At 58.0% G+C, this 20,845-nt stretch carries 22 protein-coding genes, 1 tRNA gene and 1 pseudogene; 18 read left to right on the top strand and 6 right to left on the bottom strand.

Going from position 1 to position 20,845, the window contains the following annotated elements; all coding sequences use genetic code 11:
• The first annotated feature begins 2 nt into the window (after window positions 1-2).
• Genes Q7F16_RS13110 through Q7F16_RS13125 form a run of 4 tightly spaced genes read left to right on the top strand, consistent with a single transcriptional unit; the run spans window position 3 to window position 3,420 of the window.
• Window positions 3-1,022 (top strand): LacI family DNA-binding transcriptional regulator, encoded by a 1,020-nt coding sequence (locus Q7F16_RS13110; protein ID WP_014337544.1) that lies wholly within the window; start codon window positions 3-5, stop codon window positions 1,020-1,022.
• Window positions 1,023-1,045: 23 nt separating this feature from the next.
• Entirely contained in the window at window positions 1,046-1,960 is a 915-nt protein-coding gene (gene rbsK / locus Q7F16_RS13115) for a ribokinase (RefSeq protein WP_409556236.1), read from the top strand.
• Window positions 1,957-2,361 carry a D-ribose pyranase gene (gene rbsD / locus Q7F16_RS13120; protein ID WP_409556237.1) on the top strand — a complete coding sequence of 135 codons (405 nt, stop codon included), beginning with the start codon at window positions 1,957-1,959 and terminating at the stop codon, window positions 2,359-2,361. Before rbsK ends, rbsD begins: the two co-directional genes overlap by 4 nt.
• Before the next feature lie 30 nt (window positions 2,362-2,391).
• Window positions 2,392-3,420, top strand: coding sequence for a nucleoside hydrolase (locus tag Q7F16_RS13125; RefSeq protein WP_003203636.1), 1,029 nt, complete (start codon window positions 2,392-2,394; stop codon window positions 3,418-3,420).
• A 46-nt stretch (window positions 3,421-3,466) separates the two neighbouring features.
• Here the strand turns inward: Q7F16_RS13125 and Q7F16_RS13130 are convergent, their stop codons facing one another.
• Window positions 3,467-3,664: a hypothetical protein gene (locus Q7F16_RS13130; protein WP_079304563.1), complete on the bottom strand. Its 198-nt coding sequence runs from the start codon at window positions 3,662-3,664 to the stop codon at window positions 3,467-3,469.
• Window positions 3,665-3,792: 128 nt separating this feature from the next.
• On the opposite strand from Q7F16_RS13130, the gene Q7F16_RS13135 reads away from it, so the two are divergent.
• Complete coding sequence (locus Q7F16_RS13135) at window positions 3,793-4,098, top strand: hypothetical protein (RefSeq protein ID WP_003203632.1); 306 nt, start codon at window positions 3,793-3,795, stop codon at window positions 4,096-4,098.
• A 162-nt stretch (window positions 4,099-4,260) separates the two neighbouring features.
• Entirely contained in the window at window positions 4,261-4,575 is a 315-nt protein-coding gene (locus Q7F16_RS13140) for an I78 family peptidase inhibitor (protein ID WP_046064610.1), read from the top strand.
• Between the two features lie 67 nt (window positions 4,576-4,642).
• Here Q7F16_RS13140 and Q7F16_RS13145 read toward each other — a convergent pair whose 3' ends face one another.
• Together Q7F16_RS13145 and Q7F16_RS13150 are read right to left on the bottom strand one after the other, a co-directional pair.
• Window positions 4,643-4,855, bottom strand: coding sequence for a cold-shock protein (locus Q7F16_RS13145; RefSeq protein WP_003179963.1), 213 nt, complete (start codon window positions 4,853-4,855; stop codon window positions 4,643-4,645).
• A 289-nt stretch (window positions 4,856-5,144) separates the two neighbouring features.
• Window positions 5,145-5,447: a hypothetical protein gene (locus tag Q7F16_RS13150; protein WP_095962812.1), complete on the bottom strand. Its 303-nt coding sequence runs from the start codon at window positions 5,445-5,447 to the stop codon at window positions 5,145-5,147.
• Window positions 5,448-5,819: 372 nt separating this feature from the next.
• Between Q7F16_RS13150 and thrS the strand changes: the two genes are divergently transcribed.
• The 12 genes and pseudogenes from thrS to Q7F16_RS13210 all read left to right on the top strand — a co-directional run.
• Window positions 5,820-7,742 (top strand): threonine--tRNA ligase, encoded by a 1,923-nt coding sequence (gene thrS / locus Q7F16_RS13155; RefSeq protein ID WP_003203626.1) that lies wholly within the window; start codon window positions 5,820-5,822, stop codon window positions 7,740-7,742.
• Window positions 7,742-8,293, top strand: a complete 552-nt coding sequence (infC, locus tag Q7F16_RS13160) for a translation initiation factor IF-3 (protein ID WP_169432615.1) — start codon at window positions 7,742-7,744, stop codon at window positions 8,291-8,293. The genes thrS and infC overlap by 1 nt, the downstream gene beginning before the upstream one ends.
• A gap of 60 nt (window positions 8,294-8,353) precedes the next feature.
• Window positions 8,354-8,548: a 50S ribosomal protein L35 gene (gene rpmI / locus Q7F16_RS13165; RefSeq protein ID WP_002553160.1), complete on the top strand. Its 195-nt coding sequence runs from the start codon at window positions 8,354-8,356 to the stop codon at window positions 8,546-8,548.
• Between the two features lie 30 nt (window positions 8,549-8,578).
• Complete coding sequence (gene rplT / locus Q7F16_RS13170; protein ID WP_002553161.1) at window positions 8,579-8,935, top strand: 50S ribosomal protein L20; 357 nt, start codon at window positions 8,579-8,581, stop codon at window positions 8,933-8,935.
• Window positions 8,936-9,044: 109 nt separating this feature from the next.
• On the top strand, window positions 9,045-10,061 hold the full coding sequence (gene pheS, locus Q7F16_RS13175; RefSeq protein WP_046064612.1) for a phenylalanine--tRNA ligase subunit alpha: 1,017 nt from the start codon (window positions 9,045-9,047) through the stop codon (window positions 10,059-10,061).
• 36 nt (window positions 10,062-10,097) lie between these two features.
• Window positions 10,098-12,476, top strand: a complete 2,379-nt coding sequence (gene pheT, locus Q7F16_RS13180) for a phenylalanine--tRNA ligase subunit beta (protein WP_409556238.1) — start codon at window positions 10,098-10,100, stop codon at window positions 12,474-12,476.
• A gap of 3 nt (window positions 12,477-12,479) precedes the next feature.
• Entirely contained in the window at window positions 12,480-12,782 is a 303-nt protein-coding gene (ihfA, locus tag Q7F16_RS13185) for an integration host factor subunit alpha (protein ID WP_002553164.1), read from the top strand.
• The gene (locus Q7F16_RS13190; RefSeq protein WP_003179985.1) at window positions 12,763-13,119 is read left to right on the top strand and encodes a MerR family transcriptional regulator; all 357 of its coding nucleotides are present in this window, start codon (window positions 12,763-12,765) and stop codon (window positions 13,117-13,119) included. Before ihfA ends, Q7F16_RS13190 begins: the two co-directional genes overlap by 20 nt.
• Window positions 13,120-13,209: 90 nt before the next feature.
• Window positions 13,210-13,286: transfer RNA gene (locus Q7F16_RS13195), tRNA-Pro, on the top strand.
• 301 nt (window positions 13,287-13,587) lie between these two features.
• On the top strand, window positions 13,588-14,970 hold the full coding sequence (locus tag Q7F16_RS13200; protein ID WP_221399155.1) for a hypothetical protein: 1,383 nt from the start codon (window positions 13,588-13,590) through the stop codon (window positions 14,968-14,970).
• 55 nt (window positions 14,971-15,025) lie between these two features.
• On the top strand, window positions 15,026-16,378 hold the full coding sequence (locus Q7F16_RS13205; RefSeq protein WP_323146286.1) for a hypothetical protein: 1,353 nt from the start codon (window positions 15,026-15,028) through the stop codon (window positions 16,376-16,378).
• A gap of 161 nt (window positions 16,379-16,539) precedes the next feature.
• Window positions 16,540-16,734, top strand: a pseudogene (locus Q7F16_RS13210) (transposase); the annotation flags it as partial.
• 145 nt (window positions 16,735-16,879) lie between these two features.
• Here Q7F16_RS13210 and Q7F16_RS13215 read toward each other — a convergent pair.
• From Q7F16_RS13215 to Q7F16_RS13225, 3 genes are all read right to left on the bottom strand, one after another.
• Window positions 16,880-18,298: a UvrD-helicase domain-containing protein gene (locus Q7F16_RS13215; RefSeq protein ID WP_409556239.1), complete on the bottom strand. Its 1,419-nt coding sequence runs from the start codon at window positions 18,296-18,298 to the stop codon at window positions 16,880-16,882.
• A complete protein-coding gene (locus tag Q7F16_RS13220; RefSeq protein WP_323146288.1) occupies window positions 18,288-20,018 on the bottom strand; it encodes an ATP-dependent nuclease in 1,731 nt (576 codons plus the stop codon). Before Q7F16_RS13220 ends, Q7F16_RS13215 begins: the two co-directional genes overlap by 11 nt.
• Window positions 20,019-20,307: 289 nt before the next feature.
• The gene (locus Q7F16_RS13225) at window positions 20,308-20,826 is read right to left on the bottom strand and encodes a hypothetical protein (protein ID WP_221399159.1); all 519 of its coding nucleotides are present in this window, start codon (window positions 20,824-20,826) and stop codon (window positions 20,308-20,310) included.
• Between the last annotated feature and the right edge of the window lie 19 nt (window positions 20,827-20,845).

The raw sequence follows: 20,845 nt of genomic DNA on the forward strand, positions 1-20,845 counted from the left end.
CCATGGCGACTATCAAGGATGTAGCAGCGCTCGCCGGAATTTCCTACACCACCGTGTCCCACGTGGTGAACAAGACGCGGCCGGTCAGCGAGGAAGTGCGGCTCAAGGTCGAGGCGGCCATCGAGCGCCTGGACTACGTGCCCAGCGCCGTGGCCCGCTCGCTCAAGGCCAAGACCACGGCGACCATCGGCCTGCTGGTGCCCAACAGCCTCAACCCTTACTTTGCCGAGTTGGCCCGGGGTATCGAGGATTATTGTGAGCGCAACGGCTATTGCGTGATCCTGTGCAACTCCGACGACAACCCGGACAAGCAGCGCAGCTACCTGCGGGTGCTGCTGGAAAAACGCATTGATGGCCTGATCTTCGCGTCCGCCGGCGGCGATGTCGGCCTGGCCGAGGGGCTGTCCAACGTACGCACGCCCATGGTGATTGTCGACCGTGGGCTCGACGGCGTCGACGCAGACCTGGTGCGCATCGATCATGAATACGGCGCCTACCTGGCGACCCGGCACCTGTTGGAGCTGGGTCATCGCGATATCGCCTTTATCGGGGGGCCGGCCGATACCAGCGTGGCGCAGATGCGTCTGGCCGGTTACTGCCGTGCGCTGAAAGAGGCCGGGATCGAGCTGCCCGTCGGGCGCATGCTCGAGAGCGATTTCACCAGTACCGGTGGCTACCGCGCCGCCGCGCAACTGCTTGAACAGCAACCGCCGAGTGCGATTTTTGCGGCCAACGACATGATCGGTATCGGTGTGCTGCGCGCCGCGGCTGAACGCAACGTGCGCGTGCCCAGCGAACTGTCGGTCATCGGTTTCGATGACATCCAGATGAGCCGGTATGTCTACCCGGCGTTGACCACGGTCGGGCAGTCGATCCTGCAGCTCGGCGAGATGGCGGCCGAAGTGCTGCTGCGACGAATTGCGACGCCGGGCCTTGCCACCGAGCAGCGGATCGTGACACCAAGTATTGTCCTGCGAGAGTCGACTGCACCGCTGTCCGGTACATTCGCCCAATACCGCTGAACCGAATTGATGAGTAGTGATGTATGCCAGCAAAAGTAGTGGTAATAGGCAGCCTGAACATGGACCTGGTGACCCGGGCGCCGCGTCTGCCGCGCGGTGGTGAAACACTGATCGGCAAGTCGTTCTCCACCATTCCGGGCGGCAAGGGTGCCAACCAGGCGGTGGCCGCCGCGCGCCTGGGGGCGCAGGTATCGATGGTCGGTTGCGTGGGCAATGATGCCTACGGCGAACAGTTGCGTGGCGGGCTGTTGGCCGAGGGCATCGACTGCCAGGCGGTCAGCGTGGTGGAGGGGGCCAGCGGCGTGGCGCTGATCGTCGTCGACGACAACAGCCAGAATGCGATCGTTATCGTTGCCGGTGCCAACGGTGCGCTCACCGCCGAGGTCCTGGACAGTGTCGATGAAGTGCTGCAAAGCGCCGATGTCATCATCTGCCAGCTCGAAGTGCCGGATGCCACCGTCGGCCACGCCCTCAAGCGCGCTCGTGAGTTGGGCAAAATCGTCATCCTCAACCCGGCGCCAGCCTCCCGGACATTGCCGGCCGACTGGTACGCCTGCATCGACTACCTGATTCCCAATGAAAGCGAAGCAGCGGTCTTGAGCGAACTGGCGGTGGACTCCCTGGAAACCGCCGAAGCCGCCGCAGCGCATCTGATCGCCGCCGGCGCCGGCAAGGTGATCGTGACCCTGGGCGCCCAGGGGTTGATGTTCGCCAACGGTGCCAGCTTCGAACACTTCCCGGCCCCGCGGGTCAAGGCAGTGGACACTACGGCGGCCGGAGACACCTTTGTCGGCGGTTTCGCGGCAGCCCTGGCCAGCGGCAAAAGCGAGGTCGACGCGATTCGTTTCGGCCAGGCCGCCGCCGCGCTGTCGGTCACCCGCGCGGGCGCGCAGCCTTCAATCCCCACGTTGCTGGAAGTACAGGCTTTCGAATCATGAAAAAGACGCCGTTGTTGAATGTGGCACTGTCACGACTGATCGCTTCCCTGGGCCATGGCGACAAGGTGGTCATCGGTGATGCCGGCCTGCCCGTGCCGCCCCAGGTCGAATTGATCGACCTGGCCCTGACCCATGGCATTCCTGACTTCGTCAGTACCTTGAAGGTGGTGCTCAGCGAAATGCAGGTGGAAAGCCATGTCCTGGCCGAGGAGATCCTCGAAAAACAACCGTCGGCGCTGACGACCCTGGAGGCGCTGCATGCCGAGGGTGTGCTGGGGGAGCGGGCGCTGGTCAGCCACGAACAATTCAAGATCATCAGCCGACAGGCGCGGGCGATCATTCGCACAGGCGAGTGCTCTCCGTACTGCAATATCGTGCTGGTCGCTGGAGTGACGTTCTAATCCTGTTCAACCCTGCACAAGGAGTGCGCCATGCACCGCTATGCTCAGAAAATGCATCAACTGATCCGGAGTCTGCTGCTTTTGTCATTGATCACCGCTACGAGCGCCCAGGCGGCGGAAAAGATCGACCTGATCATCGACACCGACCCAGGGGCCGATGACGTGGTGGCGTTGTTGTTCGCCCTGGCGTCGCCCGAGGAGCTGCATATCCGTGCGCTGACCACCGTTGCCGGCAATGTGCGCCTGGACAAGACCTCGCGCAACGCTCGCCTGGCCCGGGAGTGGGCGGGGCGCGAAGACGTGCCTGTGTATGCCGGTGCGCCGAAGCCGTTGATGCGCACGCCGATCTACGCGGAAAACATCCATGGCAAGGAAGGCCTGTCGGGTGTCACCGTGCACGAGCCGAAGAAGGGGTTGGCCGAGGGCAATGCCGTCAACTACCTGATCGACACCCTCAAGGCCGCCAAGCCCCATAGCATCACCATTGCCATGCTTGGCCCGCAGACCAACCTGGCCCTGGCACTGGTGCAGGAGCCCGACATCGTCCAGGGCATCAAGGAAGTGGTGATCATGGGCGGCGCGCATTTCAACGGCGGCAATATCACGCCGGTGGCTGAATTCAATCTGTTCGCCGACCCGCAGGCGGCCGAGGTAGTGGCCAAGAGCGGCGTGAAGCTGACGTACCTGCCGCTGGACGTGACCCACAAGATCCTCACCAGCGAAGCGCGCCTGAAGCAGATCGCGGCGCTGAACAACAATGCCAGCAAGCTGGTGGGCGATATCCTCAACGAATACGTCAAGGGCGACATGGAACATTACGGCATGACCGGTGGGCCGGTGCATGACGCGACGGTGATTGCCTACCTGCTCAAGCCGCAGTTGTTCACTGGCCGTTCGGTCAATGTCGTGGTGGACAGTCGCGAGGGCCCGACGTTCGGGCAGACCATCGTCGACTGGTACGACGGCCTGAAAGCGCCGAAGAACGCGTTCTGGGTGGAAAACGGTGATGCCCAGGGCTTCTTCGACCTGCTGACCGAGCGCCTGGCGCGCCTCAAGTAACCTGCCTGGCTGTGCGCCCGCAGGCTGGCCTGCGGGTGCGTGAGCATCAGTCCACGGCGTCGGCGGTGCTCGGGTAGCGTTCGAATGCCTGCTGGATGAAGTTGCGGGCGACCTCCGTCCCGAGTTCCCTCACCAGCAATTCTATGCCGATGATTGCCAGTTCCTCGGGGCTGCCGGGGCTATAGGAGCTATGGCCCTCCGACCATTTGGCATTGATGGTGGCTTCGATGCTGACGGTGCTCATGGTAGGGCTCGCGAGTTGGAGGGCTGTAAGTGGAGTTAAGCATTTTTGCCCCCGGTTTGGCACTGCGACTTAGGCATTGGGGGAGGGCTGTGCGACACTTGTTTCTTTGTTTTTAAAGGAGCCCCGCCGTGCAGATCGATTTGAACGCTCCTGATGGCCTGACCCTCGAGGCGGTTCGTCAATTGCTGGCCTCGGCCAGTGATGACGAGCATACCCAGCTGCGCGTGACCAAGGGCGGTATCGCCTATTTGTCCTCGGGTGTGGTCGGTGGCGCTGACATCGATGGCTTGCTGTTTCGGCTCGAAACCTGGGCGAAGGGCTCGGGATACGTCGGACGGGTCGCTGCCAGCGACGAGGTCTGGGTCATGCAGATCTACAATGCGCTGAAGGATAACTGGCCGAATCCCCCGTTCGATTACATCGATGTTTATTGAGCAGTGTTCATATCCGGTCACGATTCAGCGCTGAACAGCGCTGGCGGCTCAGGCAAACTGCCGGTTTTCCGGGTGAGCCAGGCCGATGGCGGCGGTGTTGAAACCAAGCGCCGTTTGGGTTGTCGCACGCTCTCTGTTTATTTATCGAAAAAAGGAGGCTTCATGCCTTGGAAGCTCGCGTCACTGAGTACTCTGCTGGCCGCCGTGGTCTTGAGCGGTTGCAGCAGCACCTCCGAGTCGACCCCCGATCCCGTGGCGACCGAGACCGGTCATAGCCGCTGCGAAGCCAAGGCGGCCGAGTTCGCCATTGGCAAGCAGGCCTCGCCGCAATTGCTGGAGCAGGCCCGTACCCGTGCCGGCGCGCAGAATGCACGGATTCTCAGGCCCAACGACATGGTGACGCTTGAGTACCGCTCCGACCGCCTGAACCTCAATACCGATGCCAATCTGGTGGTCAACCGGGTGAACTGCGGCTGATTGGCGGTTTTCAATCGCCCATAAAAAACCCCGTCACATGGACGGGGTTTTTTAGTGCGCCGAGAAATTACTCTGGGCGAACCTGTGCAGCTTGCATACCCTTTTGGCCTTTCTCAGCCACGAAGGAAACGGTCTGGCCTTCTTTCAGGCTTTTGAAACCGTCGCTTTCGATAGCTTTGAAGTGTACGAACAGGTCGTCACCGCCACCTTGAGGAGTGATGAAGCCGAAGCCTTTTTCATCGTTGAACCATTTAACGGTGCCGGTTTGGCGATTAGACATGGTGTATCTCCAAGAAACATATATTTTCAGTGTACTGTGCTGCTCAGGCCAACTGGGCACACCCGGGTATCATAGTCGAAATGTTCGATTTGGGACCCCCCCAGACGCGCTGTTTGCCAATCAGTCGTGTTTACTTTACCGCCTTTACCCGCTGAAAGGCCCGGTTTTAAAGGCTTTCAGCCGAAAGTAAAGACGATAAAAAAAGCTGTAAAACCTGAATAAATCGTTCAAAAAAGCCTGAAATCAGTGTTTTTCAACCCTGCCGGGCCGGTTCAGGAAGCCTGTTTTCTCACTTTTTCGGCTTGTTGTCGGCCTTGCATTTTGCGATCTGGCCCAGTGCCTTTTGCTGCAGTTCCGGGGTGGCCTTGTTGTCCATCAAGGCCTGGATGTCCGAGGCTGGGTAGGACTTGATCGCATCGGCGCCACAGGCGCAATGGGACTTGGCTGCGGCCGCGCCGATCTGGGGCGTTGCCGCCTCCGTGCATTGGGCCATGTATTTTTCGCGCTCGCCTTTGGGCCAGTCGGCATGGGCGGTCAGTGGAAGCAGCAGGGCGAGGGGGGCGACTACTGCAAACAGGGTATTGAGACGCATGCGAAGATGCTCCTTTCGGGTCGATGTCTTGATATCTGAGGCGTTGCGCTCGGTTCAGTTCAGCACTCTGGCATAAAAACCCTGGATTTACGCCTGCTTCAATTCCAGCACGGCGATGACCGTTCATCTGTGCTAGCATGCCGGGCTCGGCTATTTCCAGGCTGTGGATGACTCGCTCGTCCCGGCGGCAAAGAACCCGAATAACCCTGATTTGAATCCCAGTCACTCTGGTTCGGTTTTCCCGGTTGGCCGCAAGGCTCCTGCCGCTGTAAGGCAGGCGTTCGTCATTGAATGGCCTGGACTGGATCTTGTACTGGCTCATCCCAACCCACGTGACCTTTGGTAGGGGTCACCACTAGGAGAGGAGGCGCCATGCCAACTATTACTCTTCCCGACGGCAGTCAACGTTCGTTCGATCACCCGGTTTCCGTAGCCGAGGTCGCCGCATCCATCGGTGCAGGCCTGGCCAAGGCGACCCTGGCCGGCAAAGTCAACGGCAAGCTGGTCGACGCCAGTGACGTCATCGACAGCGACGCCACGCTGCAAATCATCACGCCAAAGGATGAAGAGGGGCTGGAGATCATTCGCCACTCTTGCGCGCACCTGGTCGGCCATGCGGTCAAGCAGCTGTACCCGAGCGCGAAGATGGTCATCGGCCCGGTCATCGACGAAGGCTTCTATTACGACATCGCCTTCGAGCGTCCTTTCACGCCGGAAGACATGGCGGCCATCGAACAGCGCATGCAGCAGCTGATCGAGAAAGATTACGACGTCATCAAGAAAGTCACCCCGCGCGCCGAAGTCATCGAAGTCTTCAAGGCCCGTGGCGAGGACTACAAGCTGCGTCTGGTGGAAGACATGCCGGACGAGCAGGCCATGGGCCTGTACTACCACGAAGAATACGTCGACATGTGCCGTGGTCCGCACGTGCCGAACACGCGCTTCCTGAAATCCTTCAAGCTGACCAAGCTGTCCGGCGCCTACTGGCGTGGCGACGCGAAGAACGAGCAGTTGCAGCGCGTCTATGGCACTGCCTGGGCGGACAAGAAGCAATTGGCGGCCTACATCCAGCGCATCGAAGAAGCCGAGAAGCGCGATCACCGCAAGATCGGCAAGCGCCTGGGCCTGTTCCATACCCAGGAAGAGTCCCCGGGCATGGTGTTCTGGCACCCGAACGGCTGGACCCTGTACCAGGTGCTCGAGCAGTACATGCGCCAGGTCCAGCGTGAGAACGGCTATCTGGAAATCAAGACGCCGCAAGTGGTGGACCGCAGCCTGTGGGAGAAATCCGGGCACTGGGCCAACTACGCCGACAACATGTTCACCACCCAGTCGGAAAACCGCGACTACGCCATCAAGCCGATGAACTGCCCATGCCACGTGCAGGTGTTCAACCAGGGCTTGAAGAGCTACCGTGAGCTGCCGATGCGCCTGGCCGAGTTCGGTGCCTGCCACCGCAACGAGCCGTCGGGTGCGCTGCACGGCATCATGCGCGTGCGTGCATTCACCCAGGACGATGCACACATCTTCTGCACCGAAGAGCAGATGCAGGCCGAATCTGCCGCCTTCATCAAGCTGACCATGGACGTCTATCGTGACTTCGGCTTCACCGAAGTCGAAATGAAGCTGTCCACTCGTCCGGAAAAACGTGTCGGCTCCGATGAGCTGTGGGATCGCGCCGAAGCGGCCCTGGCCGCAGCCCTTGATAGTGCGGGTCTTGCGTACGACCTGCAGCCGGGCGAGGGGGCCTTCTACGGTCCGAAGATCGAATTCTCGCTGAAAGATTGCCTCGGTCGTGTGTGGCAGTGTGGTACCTTGCAGCTCGATTTCAACCTGCCGATCCGTCTGGGCGCTGAATATGTGTCCGAAGACAACAGTCGCAAGCACCCGGTCATGCTTCACCGCGCGATCCTCGGTTCGTTCGAGCGTTTCGTCGGGATTCTGATCGAACACTACGAGGGTGCGTTCCCTGCGTGGCTGGCGCCGACCCAGGCAGTGATCATGAATATCACTGATAAACAGGCAGATTTTGCCGCCGAAGTCGAAAAAACTCTCAATCAAAGCGGATTTCGTGCCAAGTCCGACTTGAGAAATGAAAAGATCGGCTTTAAAATCCGCGAGCATACTTTGCTCAAGGTTCCCTTTCTCTTGGTTATTGGAGATCGGGAGGTCGAGATGCAGACTGTCGCTGTGCGTACTCGTGAAGGTGCTGACCTGGGCTCGATGCCCGTCGCCGAATTCGCTGAGTTTCTCGCGCAAGCGGTTTCCCGGCGTGGTCGCCCAGATTTGGAGTAATTATTATTAAGCGTGAAATGAGACAAGATAAACGAGCTGCACCGAAAGCCCCGATCAACGAGAATATCTCGGCACGCGAGGTTCGGTTAATTGGCGCTGACGGCGAGCAGATTGGCATCGTCTCGATTGATGAAGCGCTTCGTATTGCTGAAGAAGCCAAGCTTGATCTGGTAGAAATTTCCGCAGACGCAGTCCCACCGGTTTGCCGGGTGATGGACTACGGCAAGTCGATCTTCGAAAAGAAGAAGCAGATTGCCGCGGCGAAGAAAAACCAGAAGCAGATTCAGGTAAAAGAAATCAAGTTTCGTCCAGGGACGGAGGAAGGGGATTACCAGGTAAAACTGCGCAACCTGGTACGTTTCCTGAGTGATGGGGACAGGGCCAAGGTATCCTTGCGATTCCGCGGCCGTGAGATGGCCCACCAGGAGCTGGGGATGGAACTCCTCAAGCGGGTTGAACAAGACCTGCTCGAGTACGGTTCGGTCGAACAGCATCCTAAGATGGAAGGACGCCAGCTGATCATGGTCATCGCCCCGAAAAAGAAGAAGTAATCACCAGGGCACGGCAGGCCTTGCGATTATGTTTATCAACTGAATGCGGAGTATCCGAACATGCCAAAGATGAAGACTAAAAGTGGTGCTGCTAAGCGGTTTCTGAAAACTGCTAACGGTATCAAGCACAAGCACGCTTTCAAGAGCCACATCCTGACCAAAATGTCGACCAAGCGTAAGCGTCAACTGCGCGGTAGCAGCTTGCTGCATCCGTCTGACGTGGCAAAAGTCGAGCGCATGCTGCGCCTTCGTTAATTTTTGGATCAAGAATAGAGGAAGTAACTCATGGCTCGTGTAAAGCGTGGCGTCATTGCCCGTAAGCGTCACAAAAAAATTCTGAAACTTGCTAAAGGCTACTACGGCGCGCGTTCCCGCGTATTCCGTGTTGCCAAGCAAGCGGTAATCAAGGCAGGCCAATACGCCTACCGTGACCGTCGTCAGAAAAAACGTCAGTTCCGCGCTCTGTGGATCGCTCGTATCAATGCTGGTGCTCGTGTTAACGGTCTGTCCTACAGCCGTTTCATCGCTGGCCTGAAAAAAGCGTCCATCGAGATCGACCGTAAGGTTCTGGCTGATCTGGCAGTGAACGAAAAAGCGGCGTTTGCTGCGATTGTCGAGAAAGCTAAAGCCACCTTGGCTTAAGTACCCCCGGCAGTCACCTGGGCCTACATCTGTAGGCCCAGGTGTCAAACGTCATAAATAGGGGAAGAGCCTTAAAGCTCTTCCCCTATTTCGTATCTGGAGTCTGTACATGGAAAACCTGGACGCGCTGGTCGCTCAAGCACTAGAGGCTGTGCAAAGCGCTGAAGATATCAATGCCCTGGAGCAAATCCGGGTTCACTACCTTGGCAAGAAGGGCGAGTTGACTCAGGTGATGAAGACCCTGGGGAACCTGCCAGCCGAAGAGCGCCCGCAGGTCGGTGCGCTGATCAACGTTGCCAAGGAGCGTGTCACAGAGGTCCTCAATGCGCGCAAGGCGTTGTTCGAGGAGGCGGATCTGGTTGCCAAGCTCGCCGCCGAGTCCATCGACGTGACCCTGCCTGGCCGTGGCCAGACCTCCGGTGGCCTGCATCCGGTGACCCGGACCCTGGAACGCATCGAGCAGTTCTTCACCCACATCGGCTACGGCATTGCCGAAGGCCCTGAGGTCGAAGACGACTACCACAACTTCGAAGCGCTCAACATCCCAGGCCATCACCCGGCCCGGTCGATGCACGACACCTTCTATTTCAACGCGAACATGCTGTTGCGCACCCATACTTCGCCGGTACAGGTCCGCACCATGGAATCGCAACAGCCGCCGATCCGCATCGTCTGCCCAGGCCGTGTGTACCGCAGCGACTCCGATATCACCCACTCGCCGATGTTCCACCAGGTCGAAGGCCTGCTGGTTGATCGCGACATCAATTTCGCCGACCTGAAAGGAACGATCGAAGAGTTCCTGCGGGTGTTCTTCGAAAAAGAACTGGCCGTGCGTTTCCGCCCTTCGTACTTCCCGTTCACCGAGCCATCGGCTGAAGTCGACATGGAATGCGTGATGTGCAGCGGTAAAGGCTGCCGCGTCTGCAAACAGACTGGCTGGCTGGAAGTCATGGGTTGCGGCATGGTTCACCCGAACGTGCTGCGTATGTCCGGTATCGATCCGGAAGAGTTCTCCGGCTTTGCTTTCGGCATGGGCGTCGAGCGCCTGGCCATGCTGCGTTACGGTGTGAATGACTTGCGCCTGTTCTTCGACAACGACTTGCGGTTCCTTGCGCAATTTCGCTAAGCCGCAGACCCGTAACGAATCTAATAGGAGAGCAGGATGAAATTCAGTGAACAATGGCTGCGCGGCTGGGTAAGCCCGCAGGTAAGTCGGGACGAGCTGGTTGCTCGCCTGTCGATGGCCGGCCTTGAGGTCGATAGCGTCACGCCGGCCGCCGGTGATTTCAGCGGTGTGGTCGTGGGTGAGGTGCTGGGCACCGAGCAGCACCCAGACGCTGACAAGCTGCGGGTTTGCCAGGTCAGCAATGGCGCGGAAACCTTCCAGGTGGTCTGCGGCGCGCCCAACGTGCGCCCGGGCCTGAAGATCCCGTTCGCCATGATCGGTGCCGAACTGCCGGGCGACTTCAAGATCAAGAAAGCCAAGCTGCGCGGCGTCGAGTCCAACGGCATGTTGTGCTCCCAGGCCGAGCTGCAGATTGGCGAAGGCAACGATGGCCTGATGGAACTCCCGGCGGATGCGCCGGTTGGCCAGGACATCCGTGAATACCTGGGCCTGGACGATGCGAGCATCGAGGTCGACCTGACGCCGAACCGTGGCGATTGCCTGTCCCTGGCCGGCCTGGCCCGTGAAGTCGGCGCGCTGTATGCCGCTCCCGTGACGCGTCCTGTGGTTGCGAGCGTGCCGGCCGTGCACGACGAAGTGCGTTCGATTGAAGTCCTCGCGCCGGCCGCGTGCCCGCGTTACCTGGGCCGTGTGATCCGTAACGTCGACCTGTCCAAGCCGACGCCGCTGTGGATGGTCGAGCGCCTGCGTCGCGCCGACGTGCGCAGCATCGACGCCGCTGTCGACATCACCAACTATGTGATGCTGGAGCTGGGTCAGCCGCTGCATGCGTTCGATCTCGCCGAAATCAACGGTGGCATTCGCGTACGCATGGCCGAAGAGGGTGAGAAGTTGGTACTGCTCGACGGCCAGGAAGTGACCCTGCGCAGCGACACCCTGGTGATTGCCGACCACGCTCGCGCCCTGGCGATTGCCGGCGTGATGGGCGGCGAGCACAGTGGCGTATCCGCCACGACCCGCGATGTATTCCTGGAGAGCGCGTTCTTCGACCAGATCGCCGTCGCTGGCAAGGCCCGCTCCTATGGCCTGCACACCGACGCCTCGCACCGTTACGAGCGTGGCGTGGACTGGCAACTGGCCCGTGAAGCCATGGAGCGCGCCACAGGCCTGCTGCTGGACATCACCGGTGGCGAAGCCGGCCCGATCATCGATACCGTCAGCGAACAGCACCTGCCCAAGATTGCGCCGGTCACCCTGCGTGCCCAGCGCATCACCCAGATGCTGGGCATGGAAATGGACCCGGCCGAAGTCGAACGCCTGCTCAGCGCTTTGGGCCTGAACATCAGCGCCGATGGGGCAGGGCAGTGGCGCGTCGAAGTGCCAAGCCATCGCTTCGATATCAGCCTGGAAGTCGACCTGATCGAAGAACTGGCCCGCTTGTACGGCTACAACCGCCTGCCGGTTCGCTACCCGCAAGCACGCCTGGCCCCACAGGCCAAGGCTGAAGCCCGCAGCGACCTGCCGGAACTGCGCCGCCTGCTGGTGGCCCGTGGGTATCAGGAAGCGATCACCTACAGCTTCATCGATCCACGTCAGTTCGAGCTGTTCAATCCAGGTGTCGAGCCGCTGCTGCTGGCCAATCCGATTTCCAACGACATGGCAGCCATGCGTTCGTCCCTGTGGCCGGGCCTGGTCAAGTCGCTCCAGCACAACCTGAACCGCCAGCAGGATCGCGTGCGGCTGTTCGAAAGCGGCCTGCGTTTTGTCGGTCAGTTGGACGGCTTGAAGCAAGAGCCGATGCTGGCCGGTGTCGTCTGCGGTAGTCGCCTGCCGGAAGGCTGGGCGCAAGGTCGCGATGTCGTCGACTTCTTCGACGTCAAGGCTGATGTGGAAGCGGTGCTGGGCTTCGCCGGCGCGCTAGACGCATTCACTTTCGTCCCGGGCAAGCACCCGGCGCTGCACCCGGGGCAGACCGCGCGCATCGAGCGAGACGGGCGTGAAGTCGGCTATGTCGGTGCCATTCACCCGGAATTGTCGAAAACCCTGGGCCTTGATCGTCCAGTCTTCGTTTTCGAGCTGGTTCTGGCCGAAGTGGCACTGGGGAAAATGCCGAAATTCCAGGAGTTATCGCGCTTTCCTGAAGTGCGTCGTGACCTTGCGTTGCTGGCCGACCGTGACGTTGCTTCCAGTGCTGTACTGGACGTAATTCGTGAAAATGCAGGCGAATGGCTGACGGACCTCAGGCTATTTGACGTGTATCAGGGTAAAGGCATTGATCCGCATAGAAAAAGCCTTGCAGTTGGCTTGACCTGGCAGCATCCATCGCGCACTCTTAATGACGATGAGGTGAATACCGCAACGCAGAATATCCTCACCTCGCTCGAAAACAGGTTGAACGCCACGTTAAGGAAGTGACGTATGGGGGCTCTGACGAAAGCTGAGATGGCGGAACGTCTGTATGAGGAGCTGGGCCTGAATAAACGGGAGGCCAAAGAATTGGTCGAACTGTTTTTCGAAGAAATCAGGCACGCTCTGGAAGACAACGAACAGGTCAAATTGTCCGGTTTCGGCAATTTTGACCTGCGGGACAAACGCCAGCGGCCTGGCCGCAATCCGAAAACGGGAGAAGAAATCCCGATCACGGCTCGCCGTGTGGTCACCTTTCGTCCAGGGCAGAAGTTGAAGGCCCGAGTTGAGGCTTATGCTGGAACCAAGTCATAACGACGAACTACCCGTCATCCCGGGCAAACGCTACTTCACCATTGGTGAAGTCAGCGAGCTGTGTGCGGTAAAACCACACGTGCTGCGCTATTGGGAGCAGGAGTTTCCTCAACTCAACCCGGTCAAGCGCCGCGGAAACCGTCGGTATTATCAGCGCCAAGACGTGCTGATGATCCGGCAGATCCGCGCGCTGCTGTACGACCAGGGGTTCACCATCGGCGGAGCGCGTCTGCGCCTCTCCGGTGATGAGGCCAAAGACGATACAACCCAGTACAAACAGATGATCCGCCAGATGATCGCCGAGCTTGAAGATGTACTGGTGGTGCTCAAGAAATAAATTTCTGCTTTTAAATACTTCCAGTTTTCAAAAGCTTGCGATATATTCCTGAGCGTTCCGTTGAGAAGCGGAACAAGATTCACGCCTAGTCGGGGCGTAGCGCAGTCCGGTAGCGCACTAGCATGGGGTGCTAGGGGTCGAGTGTTCGAATCACTCCGTCCCGACCATATTTTTCAATGACTTAGCCCAATCTGAAAAGGTTGGGCTTTTTCATGCCTGAAAAATACTCCCACATTTACTCCCACGGTTATCTTGGACCTCGGTGGATGTGCCACTTGAGAGGCGTTCGACGCTTGTTAAACGGGGTCCTATTTGGAGAGCGGTTGATGCTAAGTCGCGCCGCAAGGCATGGTAAGCCGCAAGTCTGTAAACACAGTCAAAGGTCGTTCTCTCCAAAAAACACTTTGACTGGGCTCTAGAGCAGTATTTTCCGGTTACTCTCCAGACTCCCAACACGGAGAGACCGCAATGGATGTTGTCAGTCGGATTGAGCGAGCAAGAACCAAAGCCTTTTACCAACTCCTGGTCGACAGGCTCGGGTCAGAGAGCTGGGCTGAGCGCAAAGCCGCCTATGTGAAGCGCATCCGTGACAAAGAATCGAAATTCGATATCAAGCTGCCGATCGAGCCGCAGCTTTTCATACCGACAGAAAATGATATCGACTGGTACATCCTCGCATCGTACCTGTCCTATGATTTTCCCTACAGTGATTCGGCTTACTGCAGTAGACGAGTCATTCCCTACGCCATGGCCATCGGCGCCGTTGCCGAGCAACTCCGAAGCGTGCCCAACGTTGGAGATGTCCTAGACAAGATGTTGGCCAACAACAATAACCCGGAAACGCAGCTGTTCGAGCTGCTGACGGCCTCGTTCTACCTGAAAAACGGTTACGAGGTTGCCTTCATTCCAGAGAACAGCATCACGTGGCCGAACGGGAAAAAGAAGTCGCCAGATTTGCTCGTCAAATCAGGTGAGCTGGAGTTCTACGTTGAATGTAAACGCTCGGATAAACAAACAAAGTACTCGCTCGGCGAGGAGGAAGCTTGGGCCAACATCTGGGCTCAGGTGAGCCATTACATGCTCAAAGCGGCGCCATGGAGCATCGTTGATCTGACATTCCATGAGCAGGTATCAGATGTCACAGTAGAGGATGTAATCAAGGTGGTGAACCTTGCCATCAAGGCAGATGAGCAAGGGGTGAGGGTGGAGGCCATTACCGCGAAAATTCGCGTAATCGACAAGGTCGGGCTCAAACGCCACTACCGGAGTTTCTCTGTTAGGCCCAATAGCCCGCAACAAGAGCTGCTTGTGTTCGGTGACATCGATAGCAACGAAAAGCGCAACGTCGCGACTGTCGCAAGTCGGGTCATTCGCCCTGGAACCAATGACGACATCCTCAACATGTTTGTCAAAGACGTCGCCAGTTGCGTAGGTGCCCAATGGCGCTGCGACCATGAGAACTCACTCTCGTTGCGCTCCAAGCACTTCAAGAGCCTGGTCAACGACGGCGTGAGCCAAATTCCTCCCGATCGGGCTGGCGTGGTGCACGTCTGGTTCGAGACTCGTGACGGCATCGAGATCGAGAAGCTACGCAGGGACAAAAATGTCGACCAGATCAGTGCCTATGATGCCTCTGAAACCTCCGTGCTTGGCGTCTTCGTACACGCGGTCAACTACTACCCATTTGAGGACAGCTACGAGTGGGCCGAGACAGTACAGGACTTTGCGCGGGTGCCACACTTGATGGGGCTCTTCCCCTGGCAGACCCTGATGCTTGGATCCGACGCGACAAACGAAGTTGAAGACATCACCCACTGGGAACAGGACAAAGCGGCAAAGTCCCTTCGGTGAGATCGGTCAAGGATGGTGCTGAAAAGCGCCACCTTCTGCTTACACAGGAAAGTGAATGCGAACTTTAGATAGCTGGGCTCATCGACTTTTACATCTCCCACTGCTCATCGAGTGCCCCTTGATGCAGGTTATAGGCTACGACCAAGAAGAACCTTCTTTCACCGGGCCTGGCCACATCTCTATCAAGTCACGCACTGAGATGGAATTTGTGATGCACGGGACGCCGGCTGATGAAGCCAAGGCGCTTGAACGCGTCATGCTCGCGTTCGAAAATCCATACGTCAATCTGGATCAGCTCAGAGTCTTCGCGGTTGATTATGAGGGAGTAGAGTGGAACTGCGGTTGGGTGGACGTTCAGATCGGTGAAACTGCGAAGGGCACCTGGCGGCTCTCAGGAAACATTCAGGGAATCATGACCATGGCCTCGGGGACAAGGATACATCCCGAGCCAGGGGTGGAGGTGATCTATGATGCGCAACTGAGCATTCCTATTCCGCTGCTCAGCCGGAAAGCGTTGCGCGAGAGTGCAGAGTCGCCCAAGTCGACTTCCAGGCAAAGGATAGCTCAACAACACCAGATCGAGGTTGAGGGAGGGAGAGTCGCCTTCCATCGTAGCTGGGGTGATGAAAGGCTATGGATTACAGCATCTGGATTTCAGCCCTCCTTCAGCGTGTTCCTAGAGAATTGGGTCGGCGAGCCGCTCAACCTTCTTTTTGGTCAATTGATTCATCCGCGCCTGACGGCCCGCAACATGGGTGATGGATCTGCGCTAATCGCCTTGCGCAATGTCTCGGATCACACTGCAGACGCCCAGGTTTCATCGTTATTGATAGCCAAAGACCAGCGATGGCACAGTGAGCGCTTCTGGGAGCTATATGGTCAGATCCTGTCCATGATCATCCGAGCGGGACAGAACAAGGCCGCACCGGATCTAGCACTTCATCAGCTCACTCAGTACTACCAGGAAATTGCCCAGGCCACGACTGGCTCGCACTGGGTACTGTGTATGACACTTGCCAGTGTCATCGAAGGTGTGGCAAATCTGATGTTCCCTCCGGTGAGGTCTGTTATCTCGGGCAAGGAAAACATCGACACTTGGGAGGCGTCCATCAGAAGCCTGGAAGTGCATGTCCAAGAATGGGAGGGAGATAACAAGCTTCGTCAAAGGCTCATGACTTCACTGCGAGGCGCCCGGGATAAGGGTGTGCTTCATCGACTCAAGTCTTTGGTAGAGAACGGGGTGATTGATAAAGAACATCTCAATGTCTGGCAGAAGGTGAGAAACAGCGTCATGCATGGAAACCTAGTTTCTCCTTGGCTTACCGAAGAGCTTGAGCAAAAACTTACGCGGTTGACCGAGCTCGCTCATCGACTGAGCGAAGCCTATATCCGCAAATGTGCAGCCTAGGCTCTGTACGGAATTAGGCGAAACTATTTCGGAAAGCGTAAATTTATGAATTCAATGGAATTCTTACTTCAGCTGGTGAAGGTTTCTGATGGCTAAACGAAATTGCAGTCGAATCCTGAGCGTTGATCCCCTACTTTTTTATCGCGCCTCGCCATTGCAGGCGCCCCAAAGCCGATGATCGGTTCATGCTCAATGGCATCCTCTGGGATCTCTCTTCCGGTGCGGCCTGGCGTGACATGCCTGAGCGTTTTGGCACTTGGTCAACGGTCTATCAACGCTGTCGTGATTGGCGCAACCAAGGCACGTTCGACCTGATGCTCAAACTACGCTCCCGCCTTCGGTCACACCTCCAGCAATATTTGTTGCGCAGGGTCGTCTTCGAACATCAGGGCCTGCCCATTTTGAGCGATGCGTATTTTTCATCCGATCTTGCCGTATGGATCTCGCTTCGGGCTAATCGATAGGATGCGATCGCTCCCTTTCAAACCTTGTGAAATCGCGCTATCTGGGAGGCGTCAGGATAGGGTGTTGACTACAGACAATGAGCCTCTTCGCACCACGCGTCATGGCAACGTAGAGATTTCGGGCGTTCATCTGCTCAGGCTCCAAGATCACCGCAACATCCGCCTCCAGTCCCTTCAGCAACAAAGTGCTGCCCACTGCCCGGCGCGACAATGGGCGCCCTTGCATGCGGTTGCGCTCGCGAATCTGAATAGCTGATTCGCGGAACGTGTGTGTATTGGACGCGGCCATTCGTAGCGCGGCGATACAGCAGCGAAGGATTTCCGGGCGATATACGCGGCAATCCTGCTGCTGGGAGAGCTGCTGTAGGAGGTCGATCACACCTGCAAAACTGGGGGTTGCCAGGTAGGTCACCGCGACGAACTCAGCGATTGTTGGTGGGGTGCGGTTGCGACCATTACGTATGGTTTCGACCCGAGCGAGGTAAGCAGTGGCTCCCACACCTGTCATCACGCTCGCGGCGAAATTGGCAATCTGGCTCAGCGCCATTGGCCCTGCCAGCTCGAAGCTCTGAGCGAAGGTGATGAGGTCTGGCAAATCCACAGCCTCTACCGTCGTTGCACCTGGTGTCTGGCTTGTCAGACGCTGCCTGCCTGCCGTGTTTCTGGCATCCCCTATGATCAGCGCCGACTCTCCGTTTTGCAGCGGGGTCAATGCAGCGTTTCGTCGTTGCGCGTCGGCATTGGCTGGGTGGATCTGTATCCATTGAACTTCGTGGGGCGCTGCAGCCAGATCGACTGGGTGACCGGCTTCCAGCAGCTCTCTCATCTGAAGCAGCCAGAGCCCCAGGTTCTCCGCATGGGCGAGGCGCCATCGCCAAGGCGTGGCCAGGGCGCCAATCCTGGGGAAGTGTGGAAGGACATCGGTGTTCCAGTCGACCAGGCGATTCTGCGCGATGTCGAAAATGGCCTGCATGGGATCGCCCAGGACATAGGTGGGCAAGCTCGCGGCGAGCCAAGTGACGATGGCGTGTTGCGCCTGGTTGCAGTCCTGGTACTCGTCGACCAAAAGGTGCGAGTAGGTTGAGCGCAAGACCTGATCCAAGTGTTGCCCACTCAGCAGCACGATAGCCGCTGCCCGGATTGCAGGATAGTCAGCGGCGCGATTGGCCAACTGCATGATCACTGGATTGTGCCCGCTTCGGGCGGGAAATTTGCCGATCAGCTTCATGGCGAAGCCATCAAGCGTTGCAATGCGAAATGAGGCGGGCGGCACCCTTGCACGTGCCATGCGAGCGCGCAGGGCCGCGACACCGGCATTGGTGTGGGTCAGAACCAGAATGGGTTTGGGCCCCGTATGCTGAATCAACGTGTCTGTAATCAGCTGCGTTTTACCGCAGCCTGCCGGCGCGGTTATCGACCCTCTTGGAAAATCGAACAGCGCGATCTCAGGCGGCATGAATCCAGTCCCTGATCCGGTTGATAGTCGTTAGGAGGTCGGGATGAGACGCCTGCAGGTTCGGGCCAATGATGTGCTTGGCGATGAACTCGTAGGTCGTCACTGACTTGAACCAGCCATTTTTGCGAATGCGTGAGGCAAGTCCTAGATAGCTTCGAGTACCTGGTGCATAAGGCACCCCTTGCGCTCGAAATGCTTCAATCTGATCGAGTGCCAAGGTGTTCTGTGAACGATCACGTATGTGGCCAGCTACCAGCTCTCGGTCACGCACCTCAATAGCTTTTTCAAGCAATCTATCAAGGGCCGTGTCCGGCAAGCAGGCGAATAGTTCGTCTTCCAGGGCACGTCCTTGCCCCCATGTCGCGGACTGTCCATGAGCCATATGGAAAGCTTGCTGGATTGCAGCAGTTACGGGCTTGTCCGCATCGACGATCACAAGCACCTGGTACCCGAGACTGAGCAGCGCGGAGCCACGCGTGTAGCAGTTATCAGGGCTGCCGCCGTTGACGTTGACATAGGCCCCGCCCAGCGCCAGGAAGGAAGGCCTGCCGAGGGTGCCCCAGTATTGGTCCAGGCCGCGCATCAGACCCACTTCACTGGCACCTTCACAGACCACGATGCGTTTGGCCAGAAAGGCCTCGGGATCAGCCCGGAGCGTGCCTTGTACATCATCGGATATCCCGGCCTGGAGAACCTCGTGATGGGCCTGTCGTGGACGAACCACGAAGAGTTGGTGTCCTGACAATTCTCGCAGGGCAACAGGCGAGTGGGTGGTCAGGAAAACCTGGAGGGGTTCCGGTGTGTCCTTGGCGCCCAGGGAGTCCATGAAACGAATCAAACGATGGGGTTCCAGGCCGTACTCCACCTCATCCACCAATGCTATGGAGGCTGCCTGTGCGACCTGGCGTTGAAGGCCCGCTACCAGCAAGCGAGACGATCCGGTGCCGAGCGATCGTAGAGGAATGCCCTGGTCGTTGTGCAGGGCAATGGCGCCATCACCGATCGAGACTGCATGGGCATCCAACAATGCTTGGGCGGCTGCACCAACGGGTACGCCGAGATAGTTGGCGGTCTGCGTCACAATCTCCAGAGGCCGCTGAAGCTGAGCTCCTGCTTGTACACCGAAACCGTTCCGAGCGTCTCGTGCGGCCTCTGCCAAGGCACCACCGAGCGCAGGCCGCTCTTCGGTCAATCGGTTGAGGATGGAGTTACGGCTCCACGACAGGTTGGTGTTGGCATAGCTTCCGATGCGAGCGGGGGAGATGCGTGCTCGATCCTTCCAGGCCAGGTTTCGCTCAATGCCCTGCTGGCTCGCCCGGTCAGAATAGAGCCGCCAGGAAGGTTCCAGATCACTCTCGACCTTGAGTTGCAGGGTCAGTACGGTTTCGATACCGAAACGCGGCTCATCTTCTAGCGTTCGGTTCATGTGATCGAAGCCGCGCAGGAAATCGCCATAACTGTCAAGGTTGATCAGGTCATCAGGTAGGCCACCCAGCGTCACCGTGATCAGGATCGGCTGTGCAACATCCAGCTGGTAGAAATCGGTGTCGCCGAAAGGCGCGTTGCGTCGGGCGCCGAGGCAAAGATCGATGGCATCAAGAATACTGGACTTTCCGCTATCGCCAGGGCCGATCAAGCAATTGAAGCCGGGTGAGGGTGTCCAGTCCAAGTTCTGAATAGAACGAAAGTTTTGGATCTGGAGCCGACGAATCCTTGCCATATAGTAGGTCCCTGCGCTGATCTGCCCGATGCCGCTTCGCTTTGATCATAGCTAGATTTCGAGTCAGCACAGGTGCACGTGATGAGACGTCACATCAGATTTCCTTCCTGGACGGTAGCCAGCTTGCTTTCATGCCATTTGGTTGGAGTGGCAATTGAAGCGATAACAAGCAGCTTAGGGGCTGGGATGCCTTTAGCGGCTGGGTTTGCTGCGTAACATCCCACTTTAGCCAGGAAGCCAAGCTTGAAGCTATCCGCGTGCAAGGCTTCTGGGCACGCATCCAGGTTACTCACTGCTTAGCAGCTGCTGCTCGGTCGCCAAGCTCTGGCTTCATGATGGCGCGAATGTCATACAGCAAGCTGCTCACGTCATGTAGCTTGCAGATGAACTCCTCCAGTATCTCGTTGGTGACCTCGAAGTAGCGATTTTTCTTGTCCAGCCGACGGTGCAGAATTTGCTGCCTGGCTTGGTTGGTGATCGGGTAGGCATGCATGATGTCCGAACGCCGGGTGTTTAGTGCTTGGAACATGTCAGCGGCGGCGCGGCCAATAGGCCCGACCGCCGGTTTTGTTGCCTTAGTTTTCTTTACGCACTTGCGGAATTCGCTGAGGATCTCGCCGCCCGTTCTTGCCTGAAGCTCAGCGCGGTTCACGAGCGGATCCATATGGTGAGCGAGCTCGGCCATGAAGCTGCTGAGGGAAGCAAAGCCGTACAGCGCGACCCCAAGCCGATAGATGTAACCATCGTCAGCTGGAAGCGCGAGACGGGTGAGCCCTCTGATGGCTTTGGTGTTTAGTTCGATGGTCATGACGTACTCCAACATCCTT

Source organism: Pseudomonas sp. Lb2C2 (assembly GCF_052112205.1).
Lineage (GTDB): Bacteria > Pseudomonadota > Gammaproteobacteria > Pseudomonadales > Pseudomonadaceae > Aquipseudomonas > Aquipseudomonas kilonensis.